The organism is Spirosoma koreense, from assembly GCF_054777875.1.
The window spans coordinates 435,715-461,407 of the sequence record NZ_BAAHAC010000027.1 but is presented as its reverse complement, the minus strand read 5'-3'; the positions used below and the strand labels follow the sequence as shown (position 1 = coordinate 461,407).

General features: G+C 51.5%; 22 protein-coding genes. 17 read left to right on the top strand and 5 right to left on the bottom strand.

Annotation, left to right across the window (positions count from 1 at the left end):
• Nucleotides 1-101: 101 nt before the first annotated feature.
• Both ACYVC2_RS27530 and ACYVC2_RS27525 read left to right on the top strand, forming a co-directional pair.
• Nucleotides 102-2,102, top strand: a complete 2,001-nt coding sequence (locus tag ACYVC2_RS27530) for an OmpA family protein (RefSeq protein WP_461108007.1) — start codon at nucleotides 102-104, stop codon at nucleotides 2,100-2,102.
• Between the two features lie 66 nt (nucleotides 2,103-2,168).
• On the top strand, nucleotides 2,169-2,978 hold the full coding sequence (locus ACYVC2_RS27525) for a tryptophan-rich sensory protein (protein WP_461108005.1): 810 nt from the start codon (nucleotides 2,169-2,171) through the stop codon (nucleotides 2,976-2,978).
• Between the two features lie 79 nt (nucleotides 2,979-3,057).
• Here ACYVC2_RS27525 and ACYVC2_RS27520 read toward each other — a convergent pair whose 3' ends face one another.
• Nucleotides 3,058-3,498 (bottom strand): peptidylprolyl isomerase, encoded by a 441-nt coding sequence (locus ACYVC2_RS27520; protein WP_461108003.1) that lies wholly within the window; start codon nucleotides 3,496-3,498, stop codon nucleotides 3,058-3,060.
• A 363-nt stretch (nucleotides 3,499-3,861) separates the two neighbouring features.
• On the opposite strand from ACYVC2_RS27520, the gene ACYVC2_RS27515 reads away from it, so the two are divergent.
• The 9 genes from ACYVC2_RS27515 to ACYVC2_RS27475 all read left to right on the top strand — a co-directional run bounded on the left by ACYVC2_RS27515 (nucleotide 3,862) and on the right by ACYVC2_RS27475 (nucleotide 15,263).
• On the top strand, nucleotides 3,862-4,869 hold the full coding sequence (locus ACYVC2_RS27515) for an acyltransferase (RefSeq protein WP_461108001.1): 1,008 nt from the start codon (nucleotides 3,862-3,864) through the stop codon (nucleotides 4,867-4,869).
• A gap of 341 nt (nucleotides 4,870-5,210) precedes the next feature.
• On the top strand, nucleotides 5,211-6,143 hold the full coding sequence (locus ACYVC2_RS27510; protein ID WP_461107999.1) for a helix-turn-helix domain-containing protein: 933 nt from the start codon (nucleotides 5,211-5,213) through the stop codon (nucleotides 6,141-6,143).
• 167 nt (nucleotides 6,144-6,310) lie between these two features.
• The gene (locus ACYVC2_RS27505) at nucleotides 6,311-9,505 is read left to right on the top strand and encodes an efflux RND transporter permease subunit (protein ID WP_461107997.1); all 3,195 of its coding nucleotides are present in this window, start codon (nucleotides 6,311-6,313) and stop codon (nucleotides 9,503-9,505) included.
• The gene (locus ACYVC2_RS27500) at nucleotides 9,502-9,816 is read left to right on the top strand and encodes a DUF952 domain-containing protein (RefSeq protein ID WP_461107996.1); all 315 of its coding nucleotides are present in this window, start codon (nucleotides 9,502-9,504) and stop codon (nucleotides 9,814-9,816) included. The genes ACYVC2_RS27505 and ACYVC2_RS27500 overlap by 4 nt, the downstream gene beginning before the upstream one ends.
• 4 nt (nucleotides 9,817-9,820) lie before the next feature.
• Complete coding sequence (locus ACYVC2_RS27495; protein WP_461107994.1) at nucleotides 9,821-10,921, top strand: efflux RND transporter periplasmic adaptor subunit; 1,101 nt, start codon at nucleotides 9,821-9,823, stop codon at nucleotides 10,919-10,921.
• On the top strand, nucleotides 10,918-12,417 hold the full coding sequence (locus ACYVC2_RS27490) for an efflux transporter outer membrane subunit (RefSeq protein WP_461107992.1): 1,500 nt from the start codon (nucleotides 10,918-10,920) through the stop codon (nucleotides 12,415-12,417). The genes ACYVC2_RS27495 and ACYVC2_RS27490 overlap by 4 nt, the downstream gene beginning before the upstream one ends.
• A gap of 138 nt (nucleotides 12,418-12,555) precedes the next feature.
• Nucleotides 12,556-13,626 (top strand): mannose-1-phosphate guanylyltransferase, encoded by a 1,071-nt coding sequence (locus tag ACYVC2_RS27485; protein WP_461107990.1) that lies wholly within the window; start codon nucleotides 12,556-12,558, stop codon nucleotides 13,624-13,626.
• 144 nt (nucleotides 13,627-13,770) lie between these two features.
• On the top strand, nucleotides 13,771-14,307 hold the full coding sequence (locus ACYVC2_RS27480) for a hypothetical protein (RefSeq protein WP_461107988.1): 537 nt from the start codon (nucleotides 13,771-13,773) through the stop codon (nucleotides 14,305-14,307).
• A 44-nt stretch (nucleotides 14,308-14,351) separates the two neighbouring features.
• A complete protein-coding gene (locus ACYVC2_RS27475) occupies nucleotides 14,352-15,263 on the top strand; it encodes a serine hydrolase (protein WP_461107986.1) in 912 nt (303 codons plus the stop codon).
• Nucleotides 15,264-15,268: 5 nt separating this feature from the next.
• Here ACYVC2_RS27475 and thiL read toward each other — a convergent pair whose 3' ends face one another.
• Both thiL and ACYVC2_RS27465 read right to left on the bottom strand, forming a co-directional pair.
• Entirely contained in the window at nucleotides 15,269-16,291 is a 1,023-nt protein-coding gene (gene thiL / locus ACYVC2_RS27470) for a thiamine-phosphate kinase (protein WP_461107984.1), read from the bottom strand.
• 147 nt (nucleotides 16,292-16,438) lie between these two features.
• Nucleotides 16,439-16,891, bottom strand: coding sequence for a hypothetical protein (locus tag ACYVC2_RS27465; RefSeq protein WP_461107982.1), 453 nt, complete (start codon nucleotides 16,889-16,891; stop codon nucleotides 16,439-16,441).
• A 102-nt stretch (nucleotides 16,892-16,993) separates the two neighbouring features.
• Between ACYVC2_RS27465 and ACYVC2_RS27460 the strand changes: the two genes are divergently transcribed.
• The 3 genes from ACYVC2_RS27460 (at nucleotide 16,994) to ACYVC2_RS27450 (ending at nucleotide 19,300) form a co-directional block, all read left to right on the top strand.
• Nucleotides 16,994-17,242 (top strand): cytochrome b5 domain-containing protein, encoded by a 249-nt coding sequence (locus ACYVC2_RS27460; protein ID WP_461107980.1) that lies wholly within the window; start codon nucleotides 16,994-16,996, stop codon nucleotides 17,240-17,242.
• A gap of 45 nt (nucleotides 17,243-17,287) precedes the next feature.
• A complete protein-coding gene (locus tag ACYVC2_RS27455; RefSeq protein WP_461107978.1) occupies nucleotides 17,288-18,130 on the top strand; it encodes an N-acetylglucosamine kinase in 843 nt (280 codons plus the stop codon).
• 99 nt (nucleotides 18,131-18,229) lie between these two features.
• Nucleotides 18,230-19,300: a 2Fe-2S iron-sulfur cluster-binding protein gene (locus ACYVC2_RS27450; RefSeq protein ID WP_461107976.1), complete on the top strand. Its 1,071-nt coding sequence runs from the start codon at nucleotides 18,230-18,232 to the stop codon at nucleotides 19,298-19,300.
• Nucleotides 19,301-19,352: 52 nt separating this feature from the next.
• On the opposite strand, the gene ACYVC2_RS27445 is transcribed toward ACYVC2_RS27450, so the two are convergent.
• Together ACYVC2_RS27445 and ACYVC2_RS27440 are read right to left on the bottom strand one after the other, a co-directional pair.
• Nucleotides 19,353-21,599, bottom strand: a complete 2,247-nt coding sequence (locus tag ACYVC2_RS27445; RefSeq protein WP_461107974.1) for a M56 family metallopeptidase — start codon at nucleotides 21,597-21,599, stop codon at nucleotides 19,353-19,355.
• A gap of 56 nt (nucleotides 21,600-21,655) precedes the next feature.
• Nucleotides 21,656-22,030 carry a BlaI/MecI/CopY family transcriptional regulator gene (locus tag ACYVC2_RS27440; protein ID WP_461107972.1) on the bottom strand — a complete coding sequence of 125 codons (375 nt, stop codon included), beginning with the start codon at nucleotides 22,028-22,030 and terminating at the stop codon, nucleotides 21,656-21,658.
• Nucleotides 22,031-22,209: 179 nt separating this feature from the next.
• On the opposite strand from ACYVC2_RS27440, the gene ACYVC2_RS27435 reads away from it, so the two are divergent.
• The 3 genes from ACYVC2_RS27435 (at nucleotide 22,210) to ACYVC2_RS27425 (ending at nucleotide 25,627) form a co-directional block, all read left to right on the top strand.
• The gene (locus ACYVC2_RS27435; RefSeq protein WP_461107970.1) at nucleotides 22,210-23,943 is read left to right on the top strand and encodes a M3 family oligoendopeptidase; all 1,734 of its coding nucleotides are present in this window, start codon (nucleotides 22,210-22,212) and stop codon (nucleotides 23,941-23,943) included.
• 110 nt (nucleotides 23,944-24,053) lie between these two features.
• Nucleotides 24,054-24,332: a hypothetical protein gene (locus tag ACYVC2_RS27430; RefSeq protein ID WP_461107968.1), complete on the top strand. Its 279-nt coding sequence runs from the start codon at nucleotides 24,054-24,056 to the stop codon at nucleotides 24,330-24,332.
• A gap of 221 nt (nucleotides 24,333-24,553) precedes the next feature.
• Nucleotides 24,554-25,627, top strand: a complete 1,074-nt coding sequence (locus tag ACYVC2_RS27425; protein WP_461107966.1) for an NAD-dependent epimerase/dehydratase family protein — start codon at nucleotides 24,554-24,556, stop codon at nucleotides 25,625-25,627.
• Nucleotides 25,628-25,693: the final 66 nt, after the last annotated feature.

Below are 25,693 nucleotides of genomic sequence, written 5' to 3'. Positions count from 1 at the left end.
CCCGCGTTTTGTTAAATAAATCGTAATTGTATTCGTTAAAAAATAGACCCGCCTGAATTTACATTATCTTGGGCGCGAAAAAGGCTTCTGCTCAAAATTCTATGAAAAATATTACGTCGTCTGCGCTGCTGGTGGCGCTGGGATTAGCCCTTATGCTAACGGGCTGTAACTCAGCCATGCAGGCGTATAAGAAAGGCGTTCGCCATTACGATGCCGGAGAATACAATTTGGCCATTGCGCAGTTCGGAAAAGCCACTAAAGGCAACATCGATCCGGCCCGTTTGAATTATTACACTGCCGAGTCCTATCGGCTGTCGAACCGTTTCGGCGAAGCCGTACCCTTTTACCAGAAAGCCATCGAAGCCAATACAACCGAGCCCAATGCCCGCTTCAATTATGCCTATGCGCTTAAATCGCAGGGAAATTATGCCGGAGCGCTCGAACAGTTGCAGCAATTCGTGGCGAATGCGCCTAAAACCACCGCAAAAGCAACGCTCGATAAAGCGAAACGGGAAGTGGAAACCCTCAAAGCCATCGACGTCATTGCCCGAAATAAGTCGCAGATTACGCTTAAAAACCTGGGAAACCTGAACTCCACCGGAGCCGAATTTGCACCGGTAGTTCGTGGGGAGGAGCTGGTGTTTACGGCTTCGCGGAAAGACCAGGTGTATAAGAACAATGGCTTACCAATGTTGGGGCTGTATAAAACCAAGCTCCCTCAAAACCCCGATGAAACCGGCAATTCCGCTCCAACAGGTGCACCGGAGCAATTTAGCAGCAACGTCTTTCAGGGCGATGTGAACGAAGGGACCCCGGCGTTTACCAAAGATGGGAAGACAATGGTGTTTGCACGGGGCAATAATGGCAAGCGTAAAGGCGGATTAGACGTCGATCTGTACATCAGCCGCCTAGGTGATGGGGGTGTCTGGAGTCAGCCACTGCGGTTGCCTATCAGTGACTCGACGGCTTGGGATGGTTCACCTGCTTTCTCCGGTGACGGCAAAACCCTGTATTTCGCGTCGAACCGGGCGGGTGGCGCGGGTGGCATCGACTTGTACCGGACCAGCATCGATGCATCGGGACGGTTCAGCCGACCGGTGAATATGGGTCGGGATATCAATACACCCGGCGATGAAATGTTCCCCTACGTAGGGCCAAATGCCAAGCTATATTTTGCGTCGGATGGTCATCCGGGCCTGGGTAAACTGGACGTGTTTGTGGCAACCCGCTCAGGGGGTGTTACCCGGGTAGAAAACATGGGTCAGCCGATCAACTCGCCCGCCGATGATTTTGGCCTGATATATACCGACCCTGCCAAGGGCTTTTTAGCGTCGAACCGGTCGGGCGGCAAAGGCGACGATGATATTTATTTCTTCCAGGAAGGCCCTGCTCGCGATACGACCACCATTGCGCAGAACCCGCCAGGAGCCCCCAAAACAGTTCGTTACTTTATTGCCGGAACGGTATCGGCTAATGAAACGCCGATCGTGCCTCTTGATTCTGCCCGTGTCCGGATTCTGGACGACGCTACCGGTCAGCCAATCGCTGAAGTAACGACGGGTCAACCCGGCACCTTTGGGAAATACCCGATTCAGGAAGGTAAAGATTACACGATTCTGGCCGAACGAAAAGGCTATCTGACCCGGCGGGAGCAGTTCACCATGCAGGGAAAAAGTATTCCGGCAATTTTCCTGACCAAACCGCAAACGGATACGACCTTCAGCGTCGCCGTGCTGCTCGACCGGGCTACGCTGAACAGAACGTTTGTGCTGGAGAATATTTATTACGACCTGGACAAGTACAACATTCGGCCGGACGCAGCTGAAGAGCTGGATAAACTCGTAACCATTCTGAAAGACAACCCAACGCTGAAAATTGAGCTGGGGTCGCATACGGATGCGCGCGCCAGTGACGCTTACAACCAGAAACTATCGCAGAACCGGGCTAAATCGGCTGTAGAATACATCGTCTCGAAGGGCATAGCGGCAGATCGGCTAACGTATAAAGGGTATGGCGAGACGCAACTGATCGTGAAAAATGCTAAAACCGAAGAAGAGCACCAGCGCAACCGGCGAACAGAGTTCAAAATTCTGGAGCTATAACAAGCTGTAAAACAAAAATTTACCCCGTTGGTTGATACGGCTATCAACCAACGGGGTAAATTTTTTATGGCTACCGATCGGGTTCGTCAGGTGCTTGTTGTTATCAGCGTCAGTTTGCTGATCGTAATGAATTATCTCTCCAATACGGGCGTATTTGGTGGGCATACCAATCGGGATGTATCGGAGAAATACCACACCCTGATTACGCCGGCCGGTTACGCTTTTTCCATTTGGGGGCTTATTTTCCTAGGGCTACTGGGGTTTGCTATTTATCAGGCACTACCAGCGCAGCGAACAAATACAAGATTCAGGGCAGTGGGGTGGTGGGTAATCGTCAATGCGATCTGCAATGCAATCTGGAGCCCCTTGTTCAACAATGAATTAATCGGCCTGGCCCTGGTCGTAATTCTAGTGATGCTGTTTTCGCTGGTTGTTATCGAGCAGCGATTGCTGGCGCGTCCACACGTTCCGCTTTTGCCAACCGACCCAGACACTACCTTGCCCGAATCTGCCACCATACCGCCGGAAACGTGGCTGGCCCGGGTTCCCTTTTCTATCTATTTTGGCTGGCTCACCATTGCTACCATTCTGAACGTGGCCGTTTATTTGAAAGCTACCAACTTCAGTCTGATGGGATTGACCGAGCAGACCTGGGCAATTGCCATGCTTGTTACAGGCTTGCTCATCGGAGCTATTGTGTTCAACCGCTTCCGAAGTATCGCTTATATACTGGTATTTGCCTGGGCCTATGCAGCCATTGCGGCCGAGCAGACATCCTATGGCTATGTTCAACTAGTTGCGGGAACCGGCGCTGTAGTCGCCATTCTACTGGCTATCATTGGCCTGATGTCTCGCCGAACACCCGTCTATAGCTAAGTATAACGCGGCTGGCAGACCGTAATAATGGCTTATTCGCCCACTGAATGAATCAATACGGCCTGCCAGCTGCATTTTCCTATTCCTCTTCCAGTACCGTGATGCTGTTGATCTTATCACCCTGACGGATCTGATCGATGACGTCCAGACCTTCCACGACTTTACCAAAAACCGTGTGGTTCCGGTCGAGGTGCTGGGTGTTCTGGCGGTTGTGGCAGATAAAAAACTGCGAGCCACCTGTATTGCGCCCCCGGTGGGCCATAGACAATACCCCCCGATCGTGATATTGGTTATCACCCGTCAACTCACAGTCGATGGTATAACCCGGACCACCCGCACCGGTTCCGGTCGGATCGCCCCCCTGAATCATAAAGTTTGGAATGACCCGGTGAAAGGTGATACCATTGTAAAATCCTTTCTTAGCCAGTGAAATAAAATTATCAACTGTTTTTGGGGCGTCTTTCTCGTAAAATTCGATCAGCATCGTCCCTTTGTCTGTATTCATCTGTGCCTTTGGCATAACGCAAATCTATTTTTGTTGTAGAGGCAAAAGTACAATGAATTCTGCTTCAAGCGTCAATAAACTAGCCCCGGTAAGCAGATGAAGGTAGGTCGGTCACATAAACATAATTTATAGTAGAGTACACAAAGATTATATTAAATAACCGAAAAATTAATTATATAAATATTATATTACTATTATAAGGGAAAATACGTAATTTGTTCACTTGGATTATAAGTACAGATAATAGTTTTACGATACTACTAACTAAGAACGTACCTAATCGTTCTATACCGTTTTCACAGCGACAGAACCTGTCAGCACCAGGAGCATAGGGCAAGCTAAATAGTTCATCGCGCCAACTCCATAAGTGTATTTATTATGAATCAACGCAACGGAAGTATTGACGTTTTTCGCTTTGTAGCAGCTTGTCTGGTTTTTCTTTGTCACAGTATTTATTTCGAATACCCGCCAACGCTGGTGCTGCTGGATCTGTTGGCCCGGTGGGTGATTCCATTCTTTTTTCTGGTAAGTGGTTACTATTTCCAGAAAAGTTATGCTGCCAGACCGGCTCAAGCCTTCGCTAAAGCAATTAAAAACTTATTGTTTGTAACCCTGTTCGTCAATCTGTTCTACCTGCTGTTCGTGATGCTGACCGAGGAGTCTGTTCAACCGCTTATGAACTACTTTACCCTGCTGACGGGAACTTACTTTCATTTGTGGTTTCTGACGTCGATGGTGCTGGGTTACTTGGTACTTTGGTTCATAATGCAGTATAAGCTCGACAAATTCATGCTCTATCTGATTGCTGCCAGTCTGGTGGCCATTCTGGTGCTCAACCCTTATGGATATCTGCTGGGCATGCGAGCTCATCCAATTTATGCCCGCTCGTTTCTATCGATTCCGTTTCTATGCATCGGGTTTTTGATTTCCAGGCGCAACCTGGACGCCAGTGTCTCCAGAGTAGCTGCTTATGTACTGATTGCTACTGGTGTTGTCGTTCAGCTAGTGGAGGAGCGATTTGTCCCTAATTCGGCTCAGGTTAATTTTTTGGCAGGAACGTTTCTGCTCTCAGTAGGTCTATTTCTGCTATCCCTGCGCCTGTCTATTTCTCCAGACAACTGGCTGAGTTACTATGGCCGACGCTATTCGTTTCCGCTTTATCTGTATCACCCGGTTACCAATCTTTTTCTACACCGGCTCTTCGAAAAGAATATGGAAATCGGTTCAGTCGTATACTGGATCAGTCCACTGGTGGCGCTGTTAATTTGTATTCTCTTTCTGGTAAGCCTCGATAAATTTGCTCCACCCTTATTTCGTGGATTATGTGGTGACTTTAGCCGACCCCGGTACAAACTGGAAGAAAAATCAACCAGCCTGTCTTCGTAATCTTACTACAAACAGGTTTATCGGCAACCCCAAACTCCTGCGATCGATTCACCCCGGTGCGGCCATCGGGGCGAATCTCTATGTTCCTTTCTATGCAACTGCCACTCTGGTGTAGGTGAGCAATTTATTCTTTGAATAAGTCAATAACGGTGTTCGCTTTTCTAAAAAATTGCAATTAAATTGCCTGACTATAAGTTAGAAAGCCAATCGAGCGTTTATTGACGTCTTGCTTTTGTTCAATAGTACTTAACGATGACCGATCGTTAAGTACTATTACCCGGGTAAGTTTTACTACCTGCCCGGCAGGCTCTTCCAGGAATAGTCTTTTGCGATACTGTGCTGTGGAAACTCAACCGATTCCTTACTACGATAATCTGCCGGATTTTTTGAAGGCGGTTAAATCCATCGATTCGACAAACCGATGCTTCGGAATCTTTCCGTTTGAGCAGTTTGGAGGGCCGGGAGAAATAATTCCTCCCTTCCGGAGCAGTACGTATGTAGCCGCCCTGGTGACCGAAGGTAGCGGAACGATTCACCTGGATGGGGTGCCTTACTGCGTAAAGCCGGGTACCTTGTACGTACTTCGTCCCTGGACCGTCCGGGCCATTCACAAGCAAGACCAGTGGCGCGGTTACGTGATGATGTTTTCGTCGGAATTCGTCACCAAGCGCTCGGTGCTTTCCGACCCCATGCGCGACTACCCATTTTATCGGAAAGGGGCGCAGCCGCTTATTCACATTACCCCTGCTGAAGTAGCAGAACTCAACAGTCACCTTGAGTCGATCGATCGGGAATCCAACCAGCCGAACCGGTCGAAAGCCGATCGGCTCGACCTGACGTTTCATTTACTACAGGCTTTTCTGATCAAAAGCCGCCAGATTTATCGCCAGACCTTGTCGGCTATCGATTATTCGCAGCCCGTGTCGTTGGTAGAGCGCTTTCAGAGTTTGTTGCAGATGTACTATTTGCCTGATCCGGCTCAGCAAACACCCGTGCTGCTGACGGTACACGAAGCCGCCGATCGACTGCACATCCATCCGCATTACCTGAGTGATATTCTAAAGAAATATACCGGAAAAACGGCCCTTCAGCACATTCGCGAACGAACCGCTTTCGAAGCACAGAACCTGATTCGCAATACAGACCTGACCGTAGCCGAAATCGGTTATCGACTGCATTTTGAGGACCCATCGAATTTCACAAAATTCTTTAAAAGTGTGATGGGCATAACCCCGCGTGCCTACCGTGAGCAGCAGTATGCGCTGGCCGCCTGACCCGCATGAATGGTAATTTTACGGCTTCAGATTTAGGAATCTGCATTTTTTACCAGTGAATCTACCAAACCTACCTGTTCTGCTGGCTGGGCTGCCGGTAATTTTGCTGACCTACCCGACAGAGTATTCACGTACTCCGTAGGGGCCAATCATTGATAAGGCTCACCATGTGGATCGTCCGCCTAGCTTTAGAGAAGAAATACACCATCGCCGTTATGGCGCTGCTAATTATGATTATGGGTGGGTTGGCCGTCTCTCAGATGCCTACCGATATTTTTCCGCGGATCAATATTCCGGTCGTGTCGGTGCTGTGGGGCTACAACGGCCTATCGACCAACGAGATGGAGAAAATGATCACCAACTTCTCCGAAACGGCTATTATCAACAACGTGGGCGACGTTCAGCGGATCGAATCGCAGACCTACAACGGTACGTCGGTTCTGAAAATCTATTTCCAGCCAAGCGTTCGCATTGAAGAGGCTATTGCGCAGGTAACAGCTATTTCGCAGACGATTCTGGTGCGGATGCCGCCGGGTACCCAGCCTCCGCTTATTGTTCGCTACAATGCAACCGACGTTCCGGTACTGCAACTTGGGTTGTCGTCCGATAGCCTGACCGAGCCGCAAATTACCGACTACGCCCAGACGCGCGTACGACCGCAAATCTCGACCGTGCCGGGTAGTCGGCTATCGCAGGCCTTCGGAGGCAAAACCCGGCAGATTATGGTCGATCTGGAACCCGAGCAGCTATTGGCGTATAATGTAACCCCCGAAGAAGTGACGAATGCAGTTACGGCGCAAAACCTGACTCTGCCGAGCGGTTCCTTACGGCTGGGTGACAAAGAATACAACGTCCGGCTAAACTCGAAGCCTGATGTCATTACTACGCTGAACGACGTACCTATTAAAGTGCTGGGCGGTACGACGGTCCACATGCGCGACGTAGCTAATGTTCACGATGGCGCTGCCGTGCAGACAAACATCGTAAAGCAGGACGGTAGCAAAGGGGTATTGATGAGTATTGTAAAAACAGGAAATGCCTCGACCACCCAGATCGTCGACAAAATCCGCAACCAGGTGCTGCCGACGGTGCGGGCGGCTGCTCCGTCGAACCTGCGTATTCAGGAACTGTTCGATCAGTCGGTTTTTGTGCGGGCGTCCATCAAAGGGGTTGTAGTAGAAGGTATGATTGCGGCTTTGCTGACCGCTGCCCTGATCCTGCTGTTTCTGGGAAGCTGGCGTAGTACGCTTATCGTCGCCATTTCGATTCCATTGTCGATTCTGTCATCCCTGGTGATTTTGTACCTACTGGGCGAAACCCTGAATATTCAGACCCTGGGCGGGCTGGCCTTAGCGATCGGGATTCTGGTAGACGATGCGACGGTAACCATCGAGAACATTCACCGGAACGAAGAATTGGGAATGCCGCTTCGGCAGGCGATTCTGGAAGGTGCCCAGCAGATTGCCACCCCCACGCTGGTATCGACCCTGACAATCTGTATCGTATTTACCTCGGTGCTCTTTCTGGAAGGCCCGGCCCGGTTTCTGTTTGGCCCGCTGGCCGAAGCTGTGGTGTTTGCCATGCTGGCCTCGTATGTGTTGTCCCGGACGTTGGTGCCGGCGCTGGCCGACCTGATGTTACGCGGGGAGTCGCACGGGGTAGCGGGCGATGGGCATGGAGTTGTTAAGCGCCGGTCGTTTTTCGGGCGACTGTATCAGGGCTTTAACAGCGGATTTGAGCGCTTCCAGGAACGTTACATGGGCGCGCTGGAATGGGTGTTAGGTCATCGTCGAACAGTGCTGGCCGTATTTGTGGCGGTGATCGCGTTCACGGCTGTACTGACGCCCTTTGTCGGCCGCGACTTTTTCCCGAAGGTAGATGCCGGCCAGATCAAGCTGCACTTACGGGCACCGGCGGGCACCCGCCTGGAAGCGACTGAACAGGTGGCCGCCAAAACAGCGGAGATTGTTCGGGCAGTTATTCCGGACGAGGAGGTTGGCTCGATCATCAGCAACATCGGTCTGACATCGGAACGCTATAATTTTATTTTCACGGATAACTCAGCCGCTGGGCCGTCGGATGCTGAATTGCTGATCTCGCTGAACGAAGAGCGGTCGCACCCAACCGACGACTACGTACGTGAACTGCGGGCTCGGTTGCGGGAGCAGATGCCCGAGGTAACGTATTTTTTCCTGCCTGCCGATATTGTTAGTCAGATTCTGAACTTCGGTCTGACGTCGGCCATCGACGTGCAGGTGTCGGGCTTCGACCGGGCCAATAACCTGAAGGTTGCTCGCGAACTGCGGGAAAAAATCGCGCAGATACCGGGTGCCGTCGACGTACACCTGCATCAGGTACTGGATGCGCCTGAGCTATTCCTGGATATCGACCGTGAGCGGGCCGGTCAGTTTGGCCTGACCGAACAGCGGGTCGCTACGAATATGAACATCTCGCTCAGTGGTACAGGCCAAACCCGCCCGAACTTCTGGCCTGATCCGAACACCGGTTTTCCGTACCTGATTGCGGTGCAGACTCCCCCTTATAAACTGGATAGCTTCGATAAACTGCTCCGAACCCCGATTGTGCCGGGCCAGCAGGCGACCCCGCAATTACTGAGCAACGTAACGACCGTCAAACGGACGACCGCTCCGGTCATTATCAACCGCGTGAATACCCAGCCGAGCTACGACGTGTATGCATCGGTAGAGAAAACGGACCTCGGTTCGGTCGCGAAGGAACTGAACAAACTCGCGGTTGAATATAAAACCCAACTGAAGCCCGGCAACTTGATTACGATTCGCGGACAGGTCGAGAGCATGGAAAGCGCCTTTAATCGACTTGGCCTGGGCATCGTTTTTGCGGCTCTGCTGGTTTACCTGCTGATGGTCGTCAACTTTCAGTCGTTTCGCTATCCATTCATTATCATTACCGCTTTGCCGGGGGCGCTGTCGGGTATGGTCTGGATGCTTTTTCTGACGGGCACAACCTTCAGCATTCCGTCGCTGATGGGCGCTATCATGAGCGTGGGCGTTGCTACGGCGAACAGTATTCTGCTGGTCAGCTTCGCCAAAGATCACTTGCCCGAAGTTGGTAACAATGCCTACGAAGCCGCGCTCGAAGCAGGCCGGACGCGACTGCGGCCTATTCTGATGACGGCTATTGCCATGATTATTGGCATGTTGCCGATGTCGCTGGGCCTGGGCGAAGGGGGCGAGCAGAATGCCCCTCTGGGCCGGGCGGTTATCGGTGGGTTATTACTGGCGACGGTAACGACGCTGCTGTTTGTGCCGGTCGTGTTCAGTTACTTAGCCCGGACTAAGGAGAAGAAAGTGCAGGATGAACCCGAAGTTGTTTTCGAATGAACCTGATTTATCACATTGTCCAGGCTGCTGACTGGGCCAGCCAGGAAAATCAGCCCGATTACGAAGCGGCCAGTCTGCAAAGCGAAGGCTTTATCCATCTGTCGACGCAGGCGCAGGTGCCGGGTACGCTGAACCGCTATTACCAGAATGTATCCAATCTGCTGCTGTTGCATGTCGATGCGGATAAGCTCAAGCATGAATTAAGGTATGAAGCGGCCACTAACAACGACCGGTTTCCGCACTTATATGGACCACTGAATAAAGACGCTGTGGTTCGGATCGAACCTTTGAACGAAGTATCTACAAACTAGCTATATGAAAGCGTTTCGAGTCATAATTCCGCTGCTGATACTGATTGCGCTGTTTGTGTTCTTCGGCGTATTACCCCGCCTGAAAAATACGCAGGAATTGCGGGCTGCGGCCATCGAAGAAAAGAACCGGGAGCCCATCGTGAATGCGGTTCCCCTCAAACATTCGTCAGACACAACAGGGCTGATGCTGCCCGGCCAGATTCAACCGTATCGGCAAACGCCACTCTATGCCCGTACGCAGGGCTTTCTGCGCCGGTGGTACGTCGATATCGGTGCTCATGTAAAACAAGGGCAGCTGCTGGCGACGATCGATGCGCCCGAACTGGATCAGGACATTGCCCGCGCCAAAGCCGATCAGCAACTGGCGCAAACCAACCTCGATCGATTGCAGAGTGTTCAGTTACCCGGCGCGGTAGCCAAACAGGATGTCGACACGCGCCAGTCGGCGGTGACGGTGGCGCAGGCTAATCTGGGGCGGTTACAGGCGCTGAAAGAACTACAGCAAATTCGGGCACCGTTCGATGGAGTAATTACCAGCCGGACGGCCGAAAACGGTACGCTGGTATCGCCGGGCGCGGGTCAGCCGCTCTTCACGATCTCCGAATTGGGTATGCTGCGTGTCTTTGTCGACGTACCCCAGACTTATTTTCGGTATATTAAAGTTGGATTACCCGCAACGGTGGTGGTTCCGGAGCTAAAAAATCGGACCTTTACGGGAAAAGTCGTCCGTACCTCGGGTACCTTGCGGAGCGAATCCCGAACGTTATTAACCGAAGTGGCCATTCCGAATCCAAAACAGGAAATCCCGTCCGGTTTATACAGCCAGGTCAGCTTCAGCATGATTGCTGCCAATGCACCGGTCCTGATTCCTGCCAATGCCCTGCAGATAACCCCGGAAGGCCCGCGGGTCGTGGTGGTCGAGGCCGATCAGCGGGTACGGTTTGTGCCCATTACTCTGGGGCGTGATTATGGCACGACACTCGAAGCCTCCAGTGGTCTAACGGGCCAGGAACTCGTCGTGACTAATCCAAACGATCGCCTACGCGACGGCCAGAAAGTTCGGTTTCGGAAAGCAGTAGCCGAAAAATCAGTAGCTCTACGATGAATCAGTATGTAAAAAGTATTTGCCTGGTTGGTATAATCGCTATTCAGGCGAATGCCCAGGTTTCGACCACACCCTTGAATGTACCGGGCGGAGCCGCAACGGTACAGCCGGGGGCTGCATCCGCCGGAGCAACAGGTACGGTACAGCCACAAACCACTTCGGCGCCAGTGGCGGGAGTATCTTCTGGCTCGACCGCCATACCCAACTCAAATGGATCGGTGCCGGCGTTGACCATCAGCGGCTTTCGGCGGTTTGGCGATCCGACGCTCGAATCCCTGATTCAACTGGGGCTGGATAACAGCCCGAACCTGCGTTCGGCCCTGAGTCGGCTGGAAGAAGCCCGGATCCGGATAAAAGTAGCCCAGTCATTCCTGTCACCATCTCTACGCAGTTCTGCCCTGATCACCACGCAGAGCCTGTCAGAACGCCGGCCGCTTTCCGTTGCCAATCAGTCGGATCTGCTGCCGCGTTTTCAACTGAATACCTTTCAGCTGTTGCCGATCGATGCCAGCTATGAACTGGATTTGTTCAAGCGCATCCGCAGTAGTATTGCCGTGGCCGATTTACAGGCGCAGGCCAGTGAAGCCGATTACCAGTCATTTCGACTGACGCTGGCGTCGGATATTGCCCGCACCTACCTGCTGATCCGCGGCAACGATGCCGAACAGGCCGTCTTCCGCCGGAATATCCAGTCGCGCGATACAACTTTGTCTATTCTGCGCGAACGGTTTCGGGTTGGTTTGATCAACCAGATCGACGTGCAACGGGCTGAAACCGATTATGCCGGCTTACAAGTTACCCTGAAAGGATTGCAGCGGGCGCGCGTTGAACTGGTCAATGGGTTGGCTCAGCTTTGCGCACAGGACCCGGCCCAGTTCTCGGTGCCGGTCGGAGGGTTACCAACCGCTGTACCGACGTACCCATATGCAAATGTGCCGGTGGAGCAACTGGCCCGTCGCCCAGATTTATTACAATATGTGCGGCAAAATCAGATTGCAACGGCACAGGTAACACTTCAGCAGGCCAGTACACTGCCGCGGGTTACGTTGATTGGGTCCGGGGGGATTTTGTCCGGTAGAATTGGTACCTGGGTTACACCCAGCGCGGCAACCTACATCGTGGGTGTCAACGCGTCGGTGCCGCTGTACGAAGGCCATCGGGCCCGTCAGAACATTGCCCTCTCGAAGCAACAGATCCAAACTAATCAGCAAGTCTATCAGCAGGCAATTCAGCTGGCTCAGCGCGATGCCGAGACCGCTTTAGATAATCTGACCTTGCTGCGTGAACAGATTGCCCTGCAGGAGCAGACACTCACGCAGGCCCGCCGGACGGAGCAGTACAACCGTGAACTCTACGTAAGGGGGCTGGCCACTTACCTGGAAGTGCTGGATGCACAACGAACGATTCTGACGACGGAACAGCAGTTGGTTCAGCTGCGTAGTCAGGAAGTGCAATATGCCGTGTCGCTCCTGCGGGCAGTAGGTGGCGATTTTTAGGGTAGTTGGAATAATGCGGGATGGGGGTTAATTTTCGGCGCCAAACTTGTTACCAAGATTGTTCTATTGTAAATTAAACCCCATCCCGCGTTATTCGGTTAGATAGAGATAACTTTGTCGCAAATTACCCAATTATCGATGAATCATACGTATGTCATTATTATGGCAGGTGGTGTCGGAACCCGGTTCTGGCCATTCAGCCGCACAAGTTATCCCAAGCAATTCCACGATGTTCTCGGCATGGGCCGAACGCTGCTTCAGCAAACTGCCGATCGCTTCGACGGCATCTGTCCACCCGAAAATATTTTTATCGTCACCAGCTCGCTTTATAAGGACCTGTGCCAGCAGCAGCTTCCGCAATTGTCGGATGATCAGGTACTTTGCGAACCGATTGCCCGAAATACTGCACCCTGTATCGCCTATGCCTGCTATAAAATCGCGCAACGGGATCCGCAAGCCAATATCGTAGTAGCCCCGGCCGATCATATTATTCTGAAGGAGGAAGAATTCAAGCGTACGATCAGCACCGGATTGGAAGCAACCCAAAATCAGGATATTCTGGTAACACTGGGTATCAAACCGAGCCGCCCCGACACGGGTTACGGCTACATTCAGTACATTCCTGAATCAGGCGACGACGTCAAGAAAGTAAAGACATTTACCGAAAAACCGCACCTGGAACTGGCGCAGCAGTTTCTGGAAAGTGGTGAGTTTGTCTGGAACGCCGGTATTTTCGTCTGGAACGTACAGGCTATCATCAAAGCCTTCGAGGCCCATCTGCCCGAAATCGCTGAAATTTTTGCGGAAGGCAACGGGGTGTATTATACCGATCAGGAAACCGCTTTTATCGCCAAAGCCTATTCGCTCACGAAAAGCATTTCGATCGACAACGGGGTGATGGAGAAAGCCAAAAATGTGTACGTCGTATTAAGCGATTTTGGCTGGTCGGATCTGGGAACGTGGAAATCGCTTTATGAAGTATCGGACAAGAACGAAGACTTTAATGTGATCGACGGTCATATTATGCTCTACGACACGAAGAACTGCATCATTAAAACCCCCAAAGACCGGCTAGTTGTGGTCAACGGACTGGATGGGTACATCGTGGCTGAGTATGACAACGTGCTGATGATTTGCCGGAAAGAGGAAGAACAGAAGGTGAAAAATTTTGTGGCCGATGCCAAGGAGCGGGGGGCCGAGTTTGTCTAGTTAATTTTTTCGGCAGGACGAACAGGCTTACAGAAATGAAGTAAGCCTGTTCGTCCTGCCGAAAAGAACTTTCATGCGCTTAAAAAGCCGGAGGCAATGGCTTTAGCGATCTGTTCGTTACTTTTACGAACTGCCGATTAGCTTGTGAAAAAACTAGTACTTCTCCGATTGCTGACGTTTATGCTGACCAGTCTGCTGCTGGCCTGTAAAACGACTACCGATTTTTCGCCGGGCACCGCTGAGCCGCGCATTACGGGTACGTGGCGACTCTATGAACGTCGCTTTCCTAAAGATTCTTCTTTTACCATCCGCATCAAGCGGGATTCACTAGCCATCGTTCAGGATACTTCGCTGGTCAAATCCGATTCGATTTATGTCCGGCGCGACACGTCGTATATTTCCGTAAAAAAGTACAGTAGTCTTCCTTCCCAAACCCTTACCTTCGATGCCGATGGGAAGCTGGCGTATGTTGGTACAGAAATGACGTATTATGCCCCGTACAAATATTATCGCATCGATAAAACATACCCCGATAGTCTGTTCATCAATCTGGTTATTCAGACAAACGGAGCTAGTGTAAGCGTTCGGCAGGGGCTGGAGTTCCGTCGGGATACACTGCTGCTGAAGCCGAACTGCAATGATGTGCTACCTTGTTACTCCAAACTGCTCCGGGTACGTTAGGTACAGGATACGATAACCATCGATTCACAAACTAAAAAAATACGATGCTGAAAAGCAAGATGATGGGCGCTGCCCTATCGGTTGGGTACGTCCTGATGGCAGTCTCCCTGACGTCCGGACAAGCCAGACTAAGTCTGGATCAGGTCAAGCAGAAAATCAACCATGAGCTAAGCCAGCAGCCGGGTGTTTTCGCCGTTGCTTTCAAAGATCTGGCGACCGGCAGGGAATTGCTGATTCGGGAGCACGAAGAATTCCATGCAGCCAGCACTATGAAAACACCGGTCATGATTGAGGTGTATAAGCAGGTGGCTCTTCACAAACTATCGCTCTCCGATTCGATTCCGATCAAGACCGAATTTAAGAGCATAGTCGATGGGAGCCCTTATCAGTTACACCCTACCGAAGACAGCGACACCACCATTTATAAGCAGGCAGGTACCAAACGCACCCTGGCGTCGCTCGTGTACGATATGATTATCTGGAGCAGCAACCTGGCTACGAATCTGGTCATCGAGCGGGTCGATGCACGAAACGTTACTCAAACCATGCGTGAGCTGGGGGCCAGCGACATTCAGGTTCGGCGGGGGGTAGAAGACAGCAAAGCGTTTGCGCAGGGGCTGAACAATACCACCACCGCCTACGATCTTATGGTGATTTTCGATAAGATCGCGACGGGAAAAGCCGTAAATCCTGAAGCGTCAAAGAAAATGATTACGACGCTCATGGACCAGAAATTCAATAGCGCTATTCCGGCCAAACTACCAAAGTCAGTCCGGGTAGCTCATAAAACCGGCGCCATCAAGGGTGTCCGTCATGATTCCGGGATTGTTTTCCTGCCCGACGGTCGCCAGTATGTACTAGTTCTTCTGTCTAGGGATATCCTCGACGATGCAGTTGCATCCAATACCATGGCGACCATCTCGGAGTGGCTTTACCAGTACGAAATACAGAAGTAGTCTGCTTAGTTCATGCCCCAGCCCTGCGCCCGGATAGGCGTTTGCTGCCCGGCTTTGGTGGCGAGTACGATCTGCTCCGGATGGTCGGTCAGATAGCCGATCGCAGTAATGCGGGCATTGGTAGATAACTTCTCAAATGCCTGCGGCCGAACGGTGAACAGTAGTTCATAATCCTCACCACCATTGAGTGCGGCCGTTATGGGACTGATCCTGAACTCGTCGGCGGCTAAATGTGTCTGATCGTCGATGGGCAGATTTTCGTCAAAAATAACCGCTCCCTTACCCGATTGATGACACACATGCAATAAGCCCGACGCGAGCCCATCGGAGAGATCGATCATGGCAGTTGGCCGAATGCCCAGATCACGCAGCTCATGAACAATGTCGGTGCGGGCATCGGGTCTTAACTGTCGCTGGACCAGGTAAGCGCGCTCTTCCGACAGGTTGGGCTGCATGTTCGGATCGGCCAGAAATACCTGTTTTTCGCGCTCCAGCAGTTGCAGGCCGAGGTAGGCCGCGCCCAAATCGCCCGTAACGCAGACGACATCATTAGCTTGGGCTGTGTTGCGGTACGTAATCAAATCTTTCGGTACTTTACCCAGAACCGACACGGAAAGGATCAGGCCGGAGCGCGAAGCCGTTGTATCTCCGCCCACCAGATCGACCTTATACGCTTCACAGGCCGCTCGGATGCCTTCGTAAAGTTCGTCTACGGCTTCTGCCGGAAACCGGCTGCTCAATCCGACACCGACGGTCACCTGAACGGGTAAGCCATTCATGGCCGCAATATCCGATACGCCGAATGTAACGGCCTTATATCCGAGGTGTTTCAGTGGAACGTAGGTCAGGTCGAAATGGATGCCTTCTACGAGCAGGTCGGTAGCCAGCAGGCCGTAGTCTTCGCCCCAGTCGAACACTGCTGCGTCATCGCCAATCCCCCGGATCGTTTCAGCATGTGTAGGAGCCGGGGTAGCCTGACGAATTCGGTCGATCAGGCCCGTTTCGCCCAGTTTGTTTAAGTCAGTCATACTGCAAATGAATAAGAAGCGCTGAATACTGCTGGATGGCGACGGAGAAACAGACTGGCTTTGCCCATCCGTTAGTAGTACTCATTAAAAAAAGCCGCTCCGGTTAGCTTACGGAACGGCTTCTTCAGGTAATTAGTTTATGAAACCCTACGGACTTGTCAGAGTATAGACGTTGATGGTACCACCCGTTTTCAGGTTGTTCGAAGTGCCCGTAATTTTTAAATTATTGTCATCGATTGAGTTAATCGTGAATTCAACTGTACCGACGGGGTTAGATCCAGATGGGGGTGGATTCAGATTGCTAAGTACCAGTTTGTTATCTGAAGGGACGGTATATTGGCCGACGAATGTGGTTTTTTCGTATTCAGTGTAGCTAACGGATGGTGATTTGCTGAGGTCGAGTTTAAAATTCGAATAATCACGAATCTGGCTGGTTGCACCCCGTGTGTAAACAGTTACGTTGTTCTCTTCCACTTTACTCGCTGTCCAGACTTTGGCAATGAGTTCCGAGACGGGTGGTGTTGAGGTTTTTTTGCACCCCGCGAATAAACCGACCAGGACGATTGCCGAGAGCAACGTAGTGACGGAAGTCTTTCTCATGGTAAATTGTTGCATATAAACAGAAGTGGCTAAAGTTACGCTAATTTTGTGCTCACTCGCAAAATAGCCTTGTCAAATTCATTTTTTTAATTCAGTAGTATCATGTCGGCCAGCTCCGGTTCTGTTAAGGTGTATACCCGCTCGCAACTGGCCTTACGCAATGGGCAGGATCGGGAGGAAATCTGGTGTGCCTACGACGGCCTCATTTATGACCTGACCGCTTCCCGACTCTGGCGCAACGGTAAGCATTACGAACACTGGGCGGGCCAGGATCTGACCGATGAACTGGCGGATGCACCCCATACGAATCAGGTCTTTGACCGGTTCCCGCTTATTGGTCAGTTGATTTAACGATTCATCTTTACATTCGGGCAGCGCCCCGACTCTTTCGATTCCATGCTTCTCATTGCCGATAGCGGCTCAACGAAAACAGACTGGCGACTGGTTGCCAATGGCCGTAGTCTCGTTATACAAACGGACGGATTCAACCCGTATTATCAAACCGTCGATCAGATGGTCGTTACGTTGCAGACGCAGCTACTGCCACATCTACCAGCCGATTCCATTACCGATGCGTTCTTCTATGGAACCGGCTGCACGGGCCCATCGGTAAATCATCTGGTTGCTGACGCATTAGGCACTGTATTGCCAAATCTGCGCGTCGTCGACGTCAATAGCGACATGCTGGGCGCGGCCAGGGCAGCCGCGGGCCATCAACCAGGTATCGTCTGCATTCTGGGTACAGGATCGAATGCCTGCTGTTACGATGGAAAGCAGATTACGCGTGGAATACAATCGCTGGGCTTTTGGCTGGGCGACGAAGGCGGTGGTGGGTATCTGGGAAAGACACTGGTCCGCGATTTTTTCCAGGAACGGCTACCCGCCGATTTACAGGACGCTTTTCAGGAAAAGTACGCGCTCGACCGACCTACCCTGCTCGACAATGCCTACCGGAAGCCGTTTCCGAACCGCTACTTTGCTGCCTTTACTCCCTTTTTAAGCGAACGTAGCACGCATCCATACGTACATCAGCTCGTAGTCGATGCCTTTACGTTGTTCCTGACCACCTATGTGAAGCGTTTTCCGGAAGCGGCTCAGTGGGAAGTTCATTTCGTCGGTTCCATTGCTCATTATTTCAGCAAACAGTTGCAGGAGGCTGTGCAACAAGCCGCATTGATCATGGGCACGATCCTCAAGGCACCGGCCGGACGCTTAGTCCAGTTTCATGACCATGCGTAGTTCCGGTCGTTCACCGTACCTTTGCATGACGGTTAAATGAATCAATCAACGGAATGTGCGGAGAAATCGTTAACCGGTTCTCTTGACAACCTGACAATAATGGCCAATCGATATTTTTTAAAAGTAAAAGACGTCGTTCAGGAAACGCCTGACGCCGTGACGATCAGTTTCTGGCATCCTATCAACGAGGAGATTCGCTATCAGCCCGGTCAGTTTCTGACTTTTCTGTTAACAGTCAATGGAGAAAAATTACGCCGGTCTTACTCAATGGCTTCCTCGCCCCACGTGGACGTGTCGCTGTCCGTTTCGGTAAAGCGGGTTCCGGGTGGTCAGGCTTCGAATTACCTCTGCGACCAAATCAAGTCCGGCGATATCCTGGAAACGCTGGAGCCCATGGGTACGTTTACGCCCAAACTTGATCCACAAAATCGACGGACGGTTATTTTAATTGGGGCGGGGAGTGGGATTACTCCTTTGTTCTCGATGGCTAAATCCGTACTGCATGTAGAACCCAACAGCCGTATCTGGCTTATTTACGGCAACCGGAACCAGCAATCGATTATTTACAAAGCGCATCTCGATGCTATGGAGCAGGCCTACGGCCGATCGCGTTTTCAGGTAACCCATGTACTAAGCCAGCCCAGTTTTGGCTGGACCGGTGCCGAAGGTCGTCTGAATCAGCACACACTGACTCGTTTACTCGAACAATTGCCCGCTGCCGAACGGCAGAACGCCAGCGTTTACCTCTGTGGCCCCGATGGCATGATGGCCGAAGCACGCTCGGCCTTGACTTTGGTAGGCGTATCGAGTGAGCGAGTTCATAAAGAGAGTTTCGCCCATGCGCCCGTGGCCGCTGGTGACGTAGTGGAAGAACCCCTTACAGCCGGTAACAGTGGCTCGCCCGAGGTGACGATTCTGTATGAAGGCAGCGAATATAAATTTGCCGTAGCTCCGCATCAGACCATTCTGGAAGCCGCACTGGATCTGGATATCGACTTGCCGTATTCCTGCCAGGCCGGTATGTGTACGGCCTGTATGGGGCGCTGTTTATCTGGTAAGGTGAAGCTTGATGAAGAAGATGGCCTGTCGGAGTCGGAGCTGAAAGCCGGGTACGTACTGACCTGCGTAGCTCACCCCGTCGGAACTGACGTTGTGATCGAGATCGAATAGCAGTAACCAACAAGAGCTGCCTTCCGGAAGGCAGCTCTTGTTGGTTAGTTAACTAGTTAGACCGTTTTGCCTTCCTGGCAGGCTTATTCGGAATATCGGGTTGTTCAGAAAATGGTGCCAAAGCTGGTTTGGGGGCAGCACTGGGCGCTGGTGGCGCAGCGGGTATCTCAACGTTTACTCGTGGCGAGGGGCGTGCTGGAACCGGTGCGGTCACGTCTGGTACCATGGGCGCTATTGCCGGCGTCACAGCTTTAGGAGCAACCGGCGACTTAGCCGGGCGTCTGGGGCGACGAACATCTGTATTTACATTGACGTCTACGTCCAGGTTCGATAAGTCAGGTACGGTGAGTTCCAGTTCGGCACCATGCTTTTCCATCTCTTCGGATAGCTTCTCCAACTGGGCATCGAGCTGTTCAGACTCCCGTCCCAACTTCTGCATAGGCTGCTTCAGCTCATCCTGCCGGGCATTGATCTGTTCAAATTGCCGGTTCAAGTCCTCCATACTTCCCTCGAGCTTTTTGATTTCGGGCTCCAGAGCGGCCAACTGTTTCTCGATTTCCGCCTGGCTCAATTTCTGTTTTCCTTCATTAGCCAATAGCCGCTGATGGTTTTCAATAAGGGCTTCACGTTGCTGTAAAAGCTTATTTTTGCGCCATTGCAGTACATCGCTGTTCCGATTGACTTCTTCGATGGGAAACCGGAGCTTTTCCATCTGCAATCGCAACGCTTCAGCCTGCTTCGACTGCTGGGCCATCAGTTGACTTAAGCTGTCGATTTGCCGCTGATGATACGTACGCAACTGGCCGAGCGAGTCGGTTAGCGGAAGTACGGTCGATAACGAGGCCATCGCATCGTGGATGATGCCACTGTAATCCACTTTGGTTAAGCCTTCTACGGTACCATCGGGGCTGAGCGGAACATTCTGAAGCGCCGACGCAACAATATTGCTGTAATCGATGTGCGTCAGTCCTTCGGCCAGCCCTTTCATGCTTGCTTCGAATGAAGAATTTGTCTCGATAATGGTCAGCAAAATATCCCGGTCCGACTTTGGTACGGTGTCCAGAGATACCTTCCCCGCCATAACCTGATCGAGTAACTGTTGTAAGTGAGCCACGCGTCGGGCTGGTAATTTCTGCCCCTTCCAAATAATGTGATCCACCTTTTTACTGTCTGTAATGGTGAACTCAGTTCCGTTTCCAGTTCTATGTCGCCGTGAAGTGTGCGAAGGATGAGGTTGGGAAGCGGGCGGCTTCGGTTTCTCCTCCTGCATGGCGTAGACCGATGCGCTCATCAGTAAAATGGTTGCCAGGGTCAATCCCGCCAGGCTACCGTTCGAAACAAAAGGCTGTGTAGGAACCCCCAACATTCGCCGGACACGGTGTAGCAGATGCTGCCGTTTCGACGCAAAAGCCATTGCCAGCACAGGCGTCGGGCCATTTTGTACCAGTCGTAATTCTTCCACACGCGCAAGAGCCTGCGCCAGAATATACCCATCGCCCCCGCATACCTGAACGGCCAGATCGTCGCAGCAGTGTTCACGTTCTTCACGCACCCGCGCTGACAGCCACCATAAGGCCGGATGGAAAAAATAAAGCACTTCGACAACCGACTGGAGCAGGTTGACAGCGTAGTCCTGGCGTTTCACATGGGCTAACTCATGCGCCAGCACAGCCTCAATTTCACGGATAGTCAGGTGGGTAGCCAGGCTGATGGGTAAAAGCAGCATGGGTTTGAGCACGCCGACTACCATTGGCACCGCAATTCGGGCCGACTCCCGAACCTCAACCACAGCCCGGATGTGTAACGATGACCGGAGTTTATCGGTCAGATGAGTCCAGGCTACGGTGGTAGGCCGAAGAGCCGTTTGGCGCAACCGCTGTAAATAAACCCAGCCACCGACCAACCGCAACCCGAAAAGGGCTACGCCAATTAGGTAAGTCAATACAAACTGGCTTAGATGGGCCTCCAGAAAGTACTGCACCTGCTGATGCCAGGGCAACGTCTGCGCAAACGTCTGCCAGCGGATCGGCATGACCTCTGCCGATTTGAGCACGGCCGATAGGGGCAAAGCCTTGACGGTTGGCTCATAATACCAGATAAACGTTGCCGTCGACGCCAATAGCTGAACCAACAGTGCCAGCACTCCGACCCGATATCGTAACACACTCGAGCGATGCTGTAGAATATGCAATAGGACCGCTACGGGCACTACTACCGCAAAGCCCTGCCATATCGTATGAAGCAGCGTCCAGCCCAGAGCCTCAGCGACCGGATTTGTTAGAAAACGGAGCGTATTCATGAGTTATAGGAATATTTTAGTTGACAAAAAATCTGCTGACTACGTCAAATAGTAGTCTACTCCGTTGTATCCCGGTTCAGGTTGTTCAACAGGGCTTTAATCTCATCCAGCTCCTGACGGGAGGCTTTGTGCTGGCCTAAAACCTGCATAACTAGTTTCGAGGCTGATCCGCGAAAGGCTGTTTCGACAAAGCGATCGACCAGGTTCCGTTGGGTATCTTCTTCGCTCACCAGCGCCGTATAGGTATGCGAACGGCCGTCTTCCTCGCGGGAAAGCAATCCTTTTTCGTGCATAATCTGCATTAATTTTAGAGCGGTTGTATAGCCGATATCCCGACTTAGGCTTAGCTTCTCGTGTACCTGCCGTACGGTGCTGGGACCAGCGGCCCAGAGTACGTGAAGAATTTCCAATTCGGCGTCTGTTGGCTTCATGATCTATCTACGAATGCTTTCGTAGCAAACATATACGAAGATTTTCGTAGATGCAAGTGCATAAACAAAAAAGTTTTGGAAGTACTTATTGTAAGGGTGCTGAAAAGCCGCTTACTTGCCAGCCAGAATTTAGCCAATGAGTTGGCGGACTGAACTCCGCTTAACCAATATTTTACGGTATGACGTCAAACGAAACACTCCATTTACCTACTCGGCCAGCCCGATCATTTATTGGAGAAGACATTACTTTACAGAGCTGGGACGATGTTAAACCTCTTTACCAAGAACTGCAGCAGCGTCCTATCGACAGTGTGGATGAACTAAAACAGTGGCTGCTCGACCGGAGCCAGCTGGAATCGTATCTCTCCGAAAATTTTGCCTGGCGGTATATCCGGATGACCTGCGATACGGCCAATGAAGAACTGGTCAATCAGCTGAATTTTTTTATTGCTGATATTCAGCCCTTTATGACGGCACTGGGGAATGACCTTGACCTCAAAGCCGTGAATAGCCCTTACTTAAGCCAGCTTACCGACGAGGGCTACGACGTAATGGTGCGTGGCATGAAAAAAGCCATCGATATTTTTCAGGAAGCGAATATTCCCCTGCAAACTGAGTTGCAGACCGAAGAACGTAAATACGGAGCTATAGTAGGAGCCATGACCGTGACGATCGACGGGCGTGAAATGACCCTGCCCGAAGCCAGCGACCGGCTTCAGTCTACCGACCGGGCGGTGCGGGAAGAGGCCTGGCGGAAAATCTGGGAACGGCGCTATCAGGATCATAATGCCCTCGATCAACTCTTCGACCGATTACATACATTACGCCATCAAATAGCGACGAATGCAGGCTTTGCTAACTTCCGGGATTACTCATTTGCCGCTCTGGGGCGTTTTGACTATACTCCTCAGGATTGTTTCGATTTTCATCAGTCGGTGGCGCAGTCGGTGGTGCCGCTGCTGAATGAACTGGCTAAAGAGCGGAAAAAAAAATTGAACGTAGAGCCATTGCGGCCCTGGGATGCGAAAGTAGACGTCGAAGGACGGCCGCCCCTGAAACCGTTCGCGACCGGTAGCGAACTGCTGGAAAAAGCCATTACCTGCTTCGACCGACTCGATCGGGAACTGGGCGACGATCTGCGGATTATGCGGGCCATGGGGCACCTCGATCTGGAGTCGCGGAAGGGCAAGGCACCTGGTGGCTACAATTACCCGCTCGAAGAAATCGGAGTGCCGTTTATTTTTATGAACGCGACCTCCAGTTTGCGCGATCTGGTCACGATGGTACACGAGGGTGGACATGCCGTGCATTCGTTCCTGACCCGCGATTTGCCGCTGAAAGCCTTCCGGAATCCACCGATGGAAGTAGCGGAGCTGGCTTCCATGAGCATGGAGCTTCTATCAATGGACCACTGGGATGTATTCTTCGACAATCCTGCCGACCTGCGCCGGGCGAAGCTGCAGCATCTGGAGTCGATTATTGAAACCCTACCCTGGGTAGCTACAATCGATAAGTTTCAGCACTGGATTTACGAAAATCCACAACACACGGATGCTGACCGACGCGAAAACTGGCTCCGGATTTACACACAGTTTACCGACTCTGTCACTAACTGGAATGGATTTGCTTTTTATCAGGAATACATCTGGCAGCGGCAACTGCATTTGTACGAGGTGCCATTTTATTACATTGAGTACGGAATCGCTCAGCTCGGGGCAATTGGCGTATGGCGTAACTACCGGCGTGATCCGGAAGCGGGTCTGGCTGGTTATAAAAAAGCGTTGAGTTTGGGATATAAAGCGCCCCTGCGTGACATCTATGCGGCTGCTAACGTGCCTTTCGATTTTTCGAGCGAACACATCCAGGAACTGATGAGTTTTGTTGGGGAGGAAATCAAAAAACTGAACCAGTGATACATCAGCAGCTTATACTCGGTATAAACAACAAAAAAACTGGCGATCAATGACTGTTGCCTAACGACTCTTTGCTTATTTTTGCGGAATCAATTCGTAATCAAGTGGCTATGAAACGCGTATTAACTATTGGTTTGTTGGCTGTAGCGGTCGTATCGCTGGCGTCCTGCGATTACCAGAAATACAACACAATCCGGCAGGCCGATTATCGGGCTGATGACTATAACCCCAACTATCGGGCCGGTGATCCTGAAGTATATGGAGCGGGTAAAGATTCGGTGGCTGTACAGACTAAATACAAGTATACCCCCAATCCTCAACTGGATGCGAAAGCCGAACAGATCCGGAAAAAACTGTATGCGCCGGGTAACACCACACAAAGCTTATAAAATTACTTGCTAGTGAGTCTAAAAGCGATAAATCCAGGCCCAGGCCTGGATTTATCGCTTTTATTTTGCCAAACCGCTTGATAATAAGCAACCCATATTTACTGGAGGGTATGGGTGAAAAGCAACGGAAATGTAATTTTTTGCGTTACTTTGTCCGGCTAACCTTTCTAACAAAAGAGTATTTTTTTTGTAGGTTACGCCCTCTCAGTCCATATAACGCCATGAAGATTGCATTAATTACAGGCTCGGCTGGATTAATCGGCAGCGAGGCAGTTGCCTTTTTCTCCGACAAGTTCGACCTCGTTGTGGGTATAGATAACAATATGCGGCAATATTTCTTTGGAGCCGATGGCTCTACAGAATGGAACCGCAATCGGCTGTCAGAAACGTACACCAATTACGAACACCGCCCGGCTGACATTCGTGAAGTAAGTCAGCTGGAACCAATTTTTCAGGAGTATGGCACCGATATCAAGCTGGTGTTGCATACAGCGGCTCAACCAAGCCATGACTGGGCCGCTCGTGAGCCATTTACCGACTTTGGCGTGAACGCCGTCGGTACGCTCAACATGCTTGAAATGACACGGCTTCATGCGCCCGAAGCCGTGTTTATTTTTACCTCGACGAACAAAGTGTACGGCGACAATCCGAACTTTCTGCCACTCGTCGAGACGGAAACCCGCTGGGAAATCGACCAGAATCACGAGTATTTCAAGAATGGTATCGACGAGAAAATGAGCCTCGACCATACCAAACACTCGGTTTTTGGCGCGTCGAAAGTGGCTGCCGATATCATGGTGCAGGAATATGGTCGTTATTTTGGCATGAAAACCGGCGTCTTCCGGGGGGGGTGCCTGACAGGGCCGAATCATTCGGGTGCGCAACTGCACGGGTTCTTATCTTATTTGATGAAGTGTGCCATCACAGGAAATCAATACACTATTTTCGGGTACAAAGGCAAGCAGGTTCGGGATAATATCCATAGTTGGGACCTGGTCAATATGTTCTGGCATTTCTATCAGAATCCTCGGGCCGGTGAGGTATACAATGCGGGTGGGGGCCGCTACGCCAACTGCTCGATGCTCGAAGCGATTGCCCTCTGCGAGGAAATCTCGGGCAACAAAATGAACTACCAGTATTCGGAAACTAACCGCAGCGGTGATCATATCTGGTACATTTCCGATCTGACGAAATTCAAGCAGCATTATCCTGGCTGGAATTGGACGTTCGACCTGAAAGAAACAATGACGCAGATTCACGACAGCATGGCCGCCCGGCTACTGCTTCAAAAATAAGCTATGCTCTTCGGCAAACGGCCTGACCAGACTCCCGGACGCGTGGTCAGGCCGTTTGCCGATGGC

Excerpts from the sequence above, each read along its gene's own strand:
- ACYVC2_RS27485 (WP_461107990.1), top strand. The coding sequence starts at position 12,556 with ATGAATCATACGTATGTCATTATTATGGCAGGTGGTGTCGGAACCCGG.
- ACYVC2_RS27440 (WP_461107972.1), bottom strand. The coding sequence starts at position 22,030 with ATGAAGCCAACAGACGCCGAATTGGAAATTCTTCACGTACTCTGGGCC.
- ACYVC2_RS27425 (WP_461107966.1), top strand. The coding sequence starts at position 24,554 with ATGAAGATTGCATTAATTACAGGCTCGGCTGGATTAATCGGCAGCGAG.
- ACYVC2_RS27450 (WP_461107976.1), top strand. The coding sequence starts at position 18,230 with ATGGCCAATCGATATTTTTTAAAAGTAAAAGACGTCGTTCAGGAAACG.
- ACYVC2_RS27430 (WP_461107968.1), top strand. The coding sequence starts at position 24,054 with ATGAAACGCGTATTAACTATTGGTTTGTTGGCTGTAGCGGTCGTATCG.
- ACYVC2_RS27515 (WP_461108001.1), top strand. The coding sequence starts at position 3,862 with ATGAATCAACGCAACGGAAGTATTGACGTTTTTCGCTTTGTAGCAGCT.
- thiL (WP_461107984.1), bottom strand. The coding sequence starts at position 16,291 with ATGACTGACTTAAACAAACTGGGCGAAACGGGCCTGATCGACCGAATT.
- ACYVC2_RS27455 (WP_461107978.1), top strand. The coding sequence starts at position 17,288 with ATGCTTCTCATTGCCGATAGCGGCTCAACGAAAACAGACTGGCGACTG.
- ACYVC2_RS27445 (WP_461107974.1), bottom strand. The coding sequence starts at position 21,599 with ATGAATACGCTCCGTTTTCTAACAAATCCGGTCGCTGAGGCTCTGGGC.
- ACYVC2_RS27500 (WP_461107996.1), top strand. The coding sequence starts at position 9,502 with ATGAACCTGATTTATCACATTGTCCAGGCTGCTGACTGGGCCAGCCAG.
- ACYVC2_RS27530 (WP_461108007.1), top strand. The coding sequence starts at position 102 with ATGAAAAATATTACGTCGTCTGCGCTGCTGGTGGCGCTGGGATTAGCC.
- ACYVC2_RS27495 (WP_461107994.1), top strand. The coding sequence starts at position 9,821 with ATGAAAGCGTTTCGAGTCATAATTCCGCTGCTGATACTGATTGCGCTG.
- ACYVC2_RS27520 (WP_461108003.1), bottom strand. The coding sequence starts at position 3,498 with ATGCCAAAGGCACAGATGAATACAGACAAAGGGACGATGCTGATCGAA.
- ACYVC2_RS27505 (WP_461107997.1), top strand. The coding sequence starts at position 6,311 with ATGTGGATCGTCCGCCTAGCTTTAGAGAAGAAATACACCATCGCCGTT.
- ACYVC2_RS27490 (WP_461107992.1), top strand. The coding sequence starts at position 10,918 with ATGAATCAGTATGTAAAAAGTATTTGCCTGGTTGGTATAATCGCTATT.
- ACYVC2_RS27435 (WP_461107970.1), top strand. The coding sequence starts at position 22,210 with ATGACGTCAAACGAAACACTCCATTTACCTACTCGGCCAGCCCGATCA.
- ACYVC2_RS27465 (WP_461107982.1), bottom strand. The coding sequence starts at position 16,891 with ATGAGAAAGACTTCCGTCACTACGTTGCTCTCGGCAATCGTCCTGGTC.
- ACYVC2_RS27525 (WP_461108005.1), top strand. The coding sequence starts at position 2,169 with ATGGCTACCGATCGGGTTCGTCAGGTGCTTGTTGTTATCAGCGTCAGT.
- ACYVC2_RS27475 (WP_461107986.1), top strand. The coding sequence starts at position 14,352 with ATGCTGAAAAGCAAGATGATGGGCGCTGCCCTATCGGTTGGGTACGTC.
- ACYVC2_RS27460 (WP_461107980.1), top strand. The coding sequence starts at position 16,994 with ATGTCGGCCAGCTCCGGTTCTGTTAAGGTGTATACCCGCTCGCAACTG.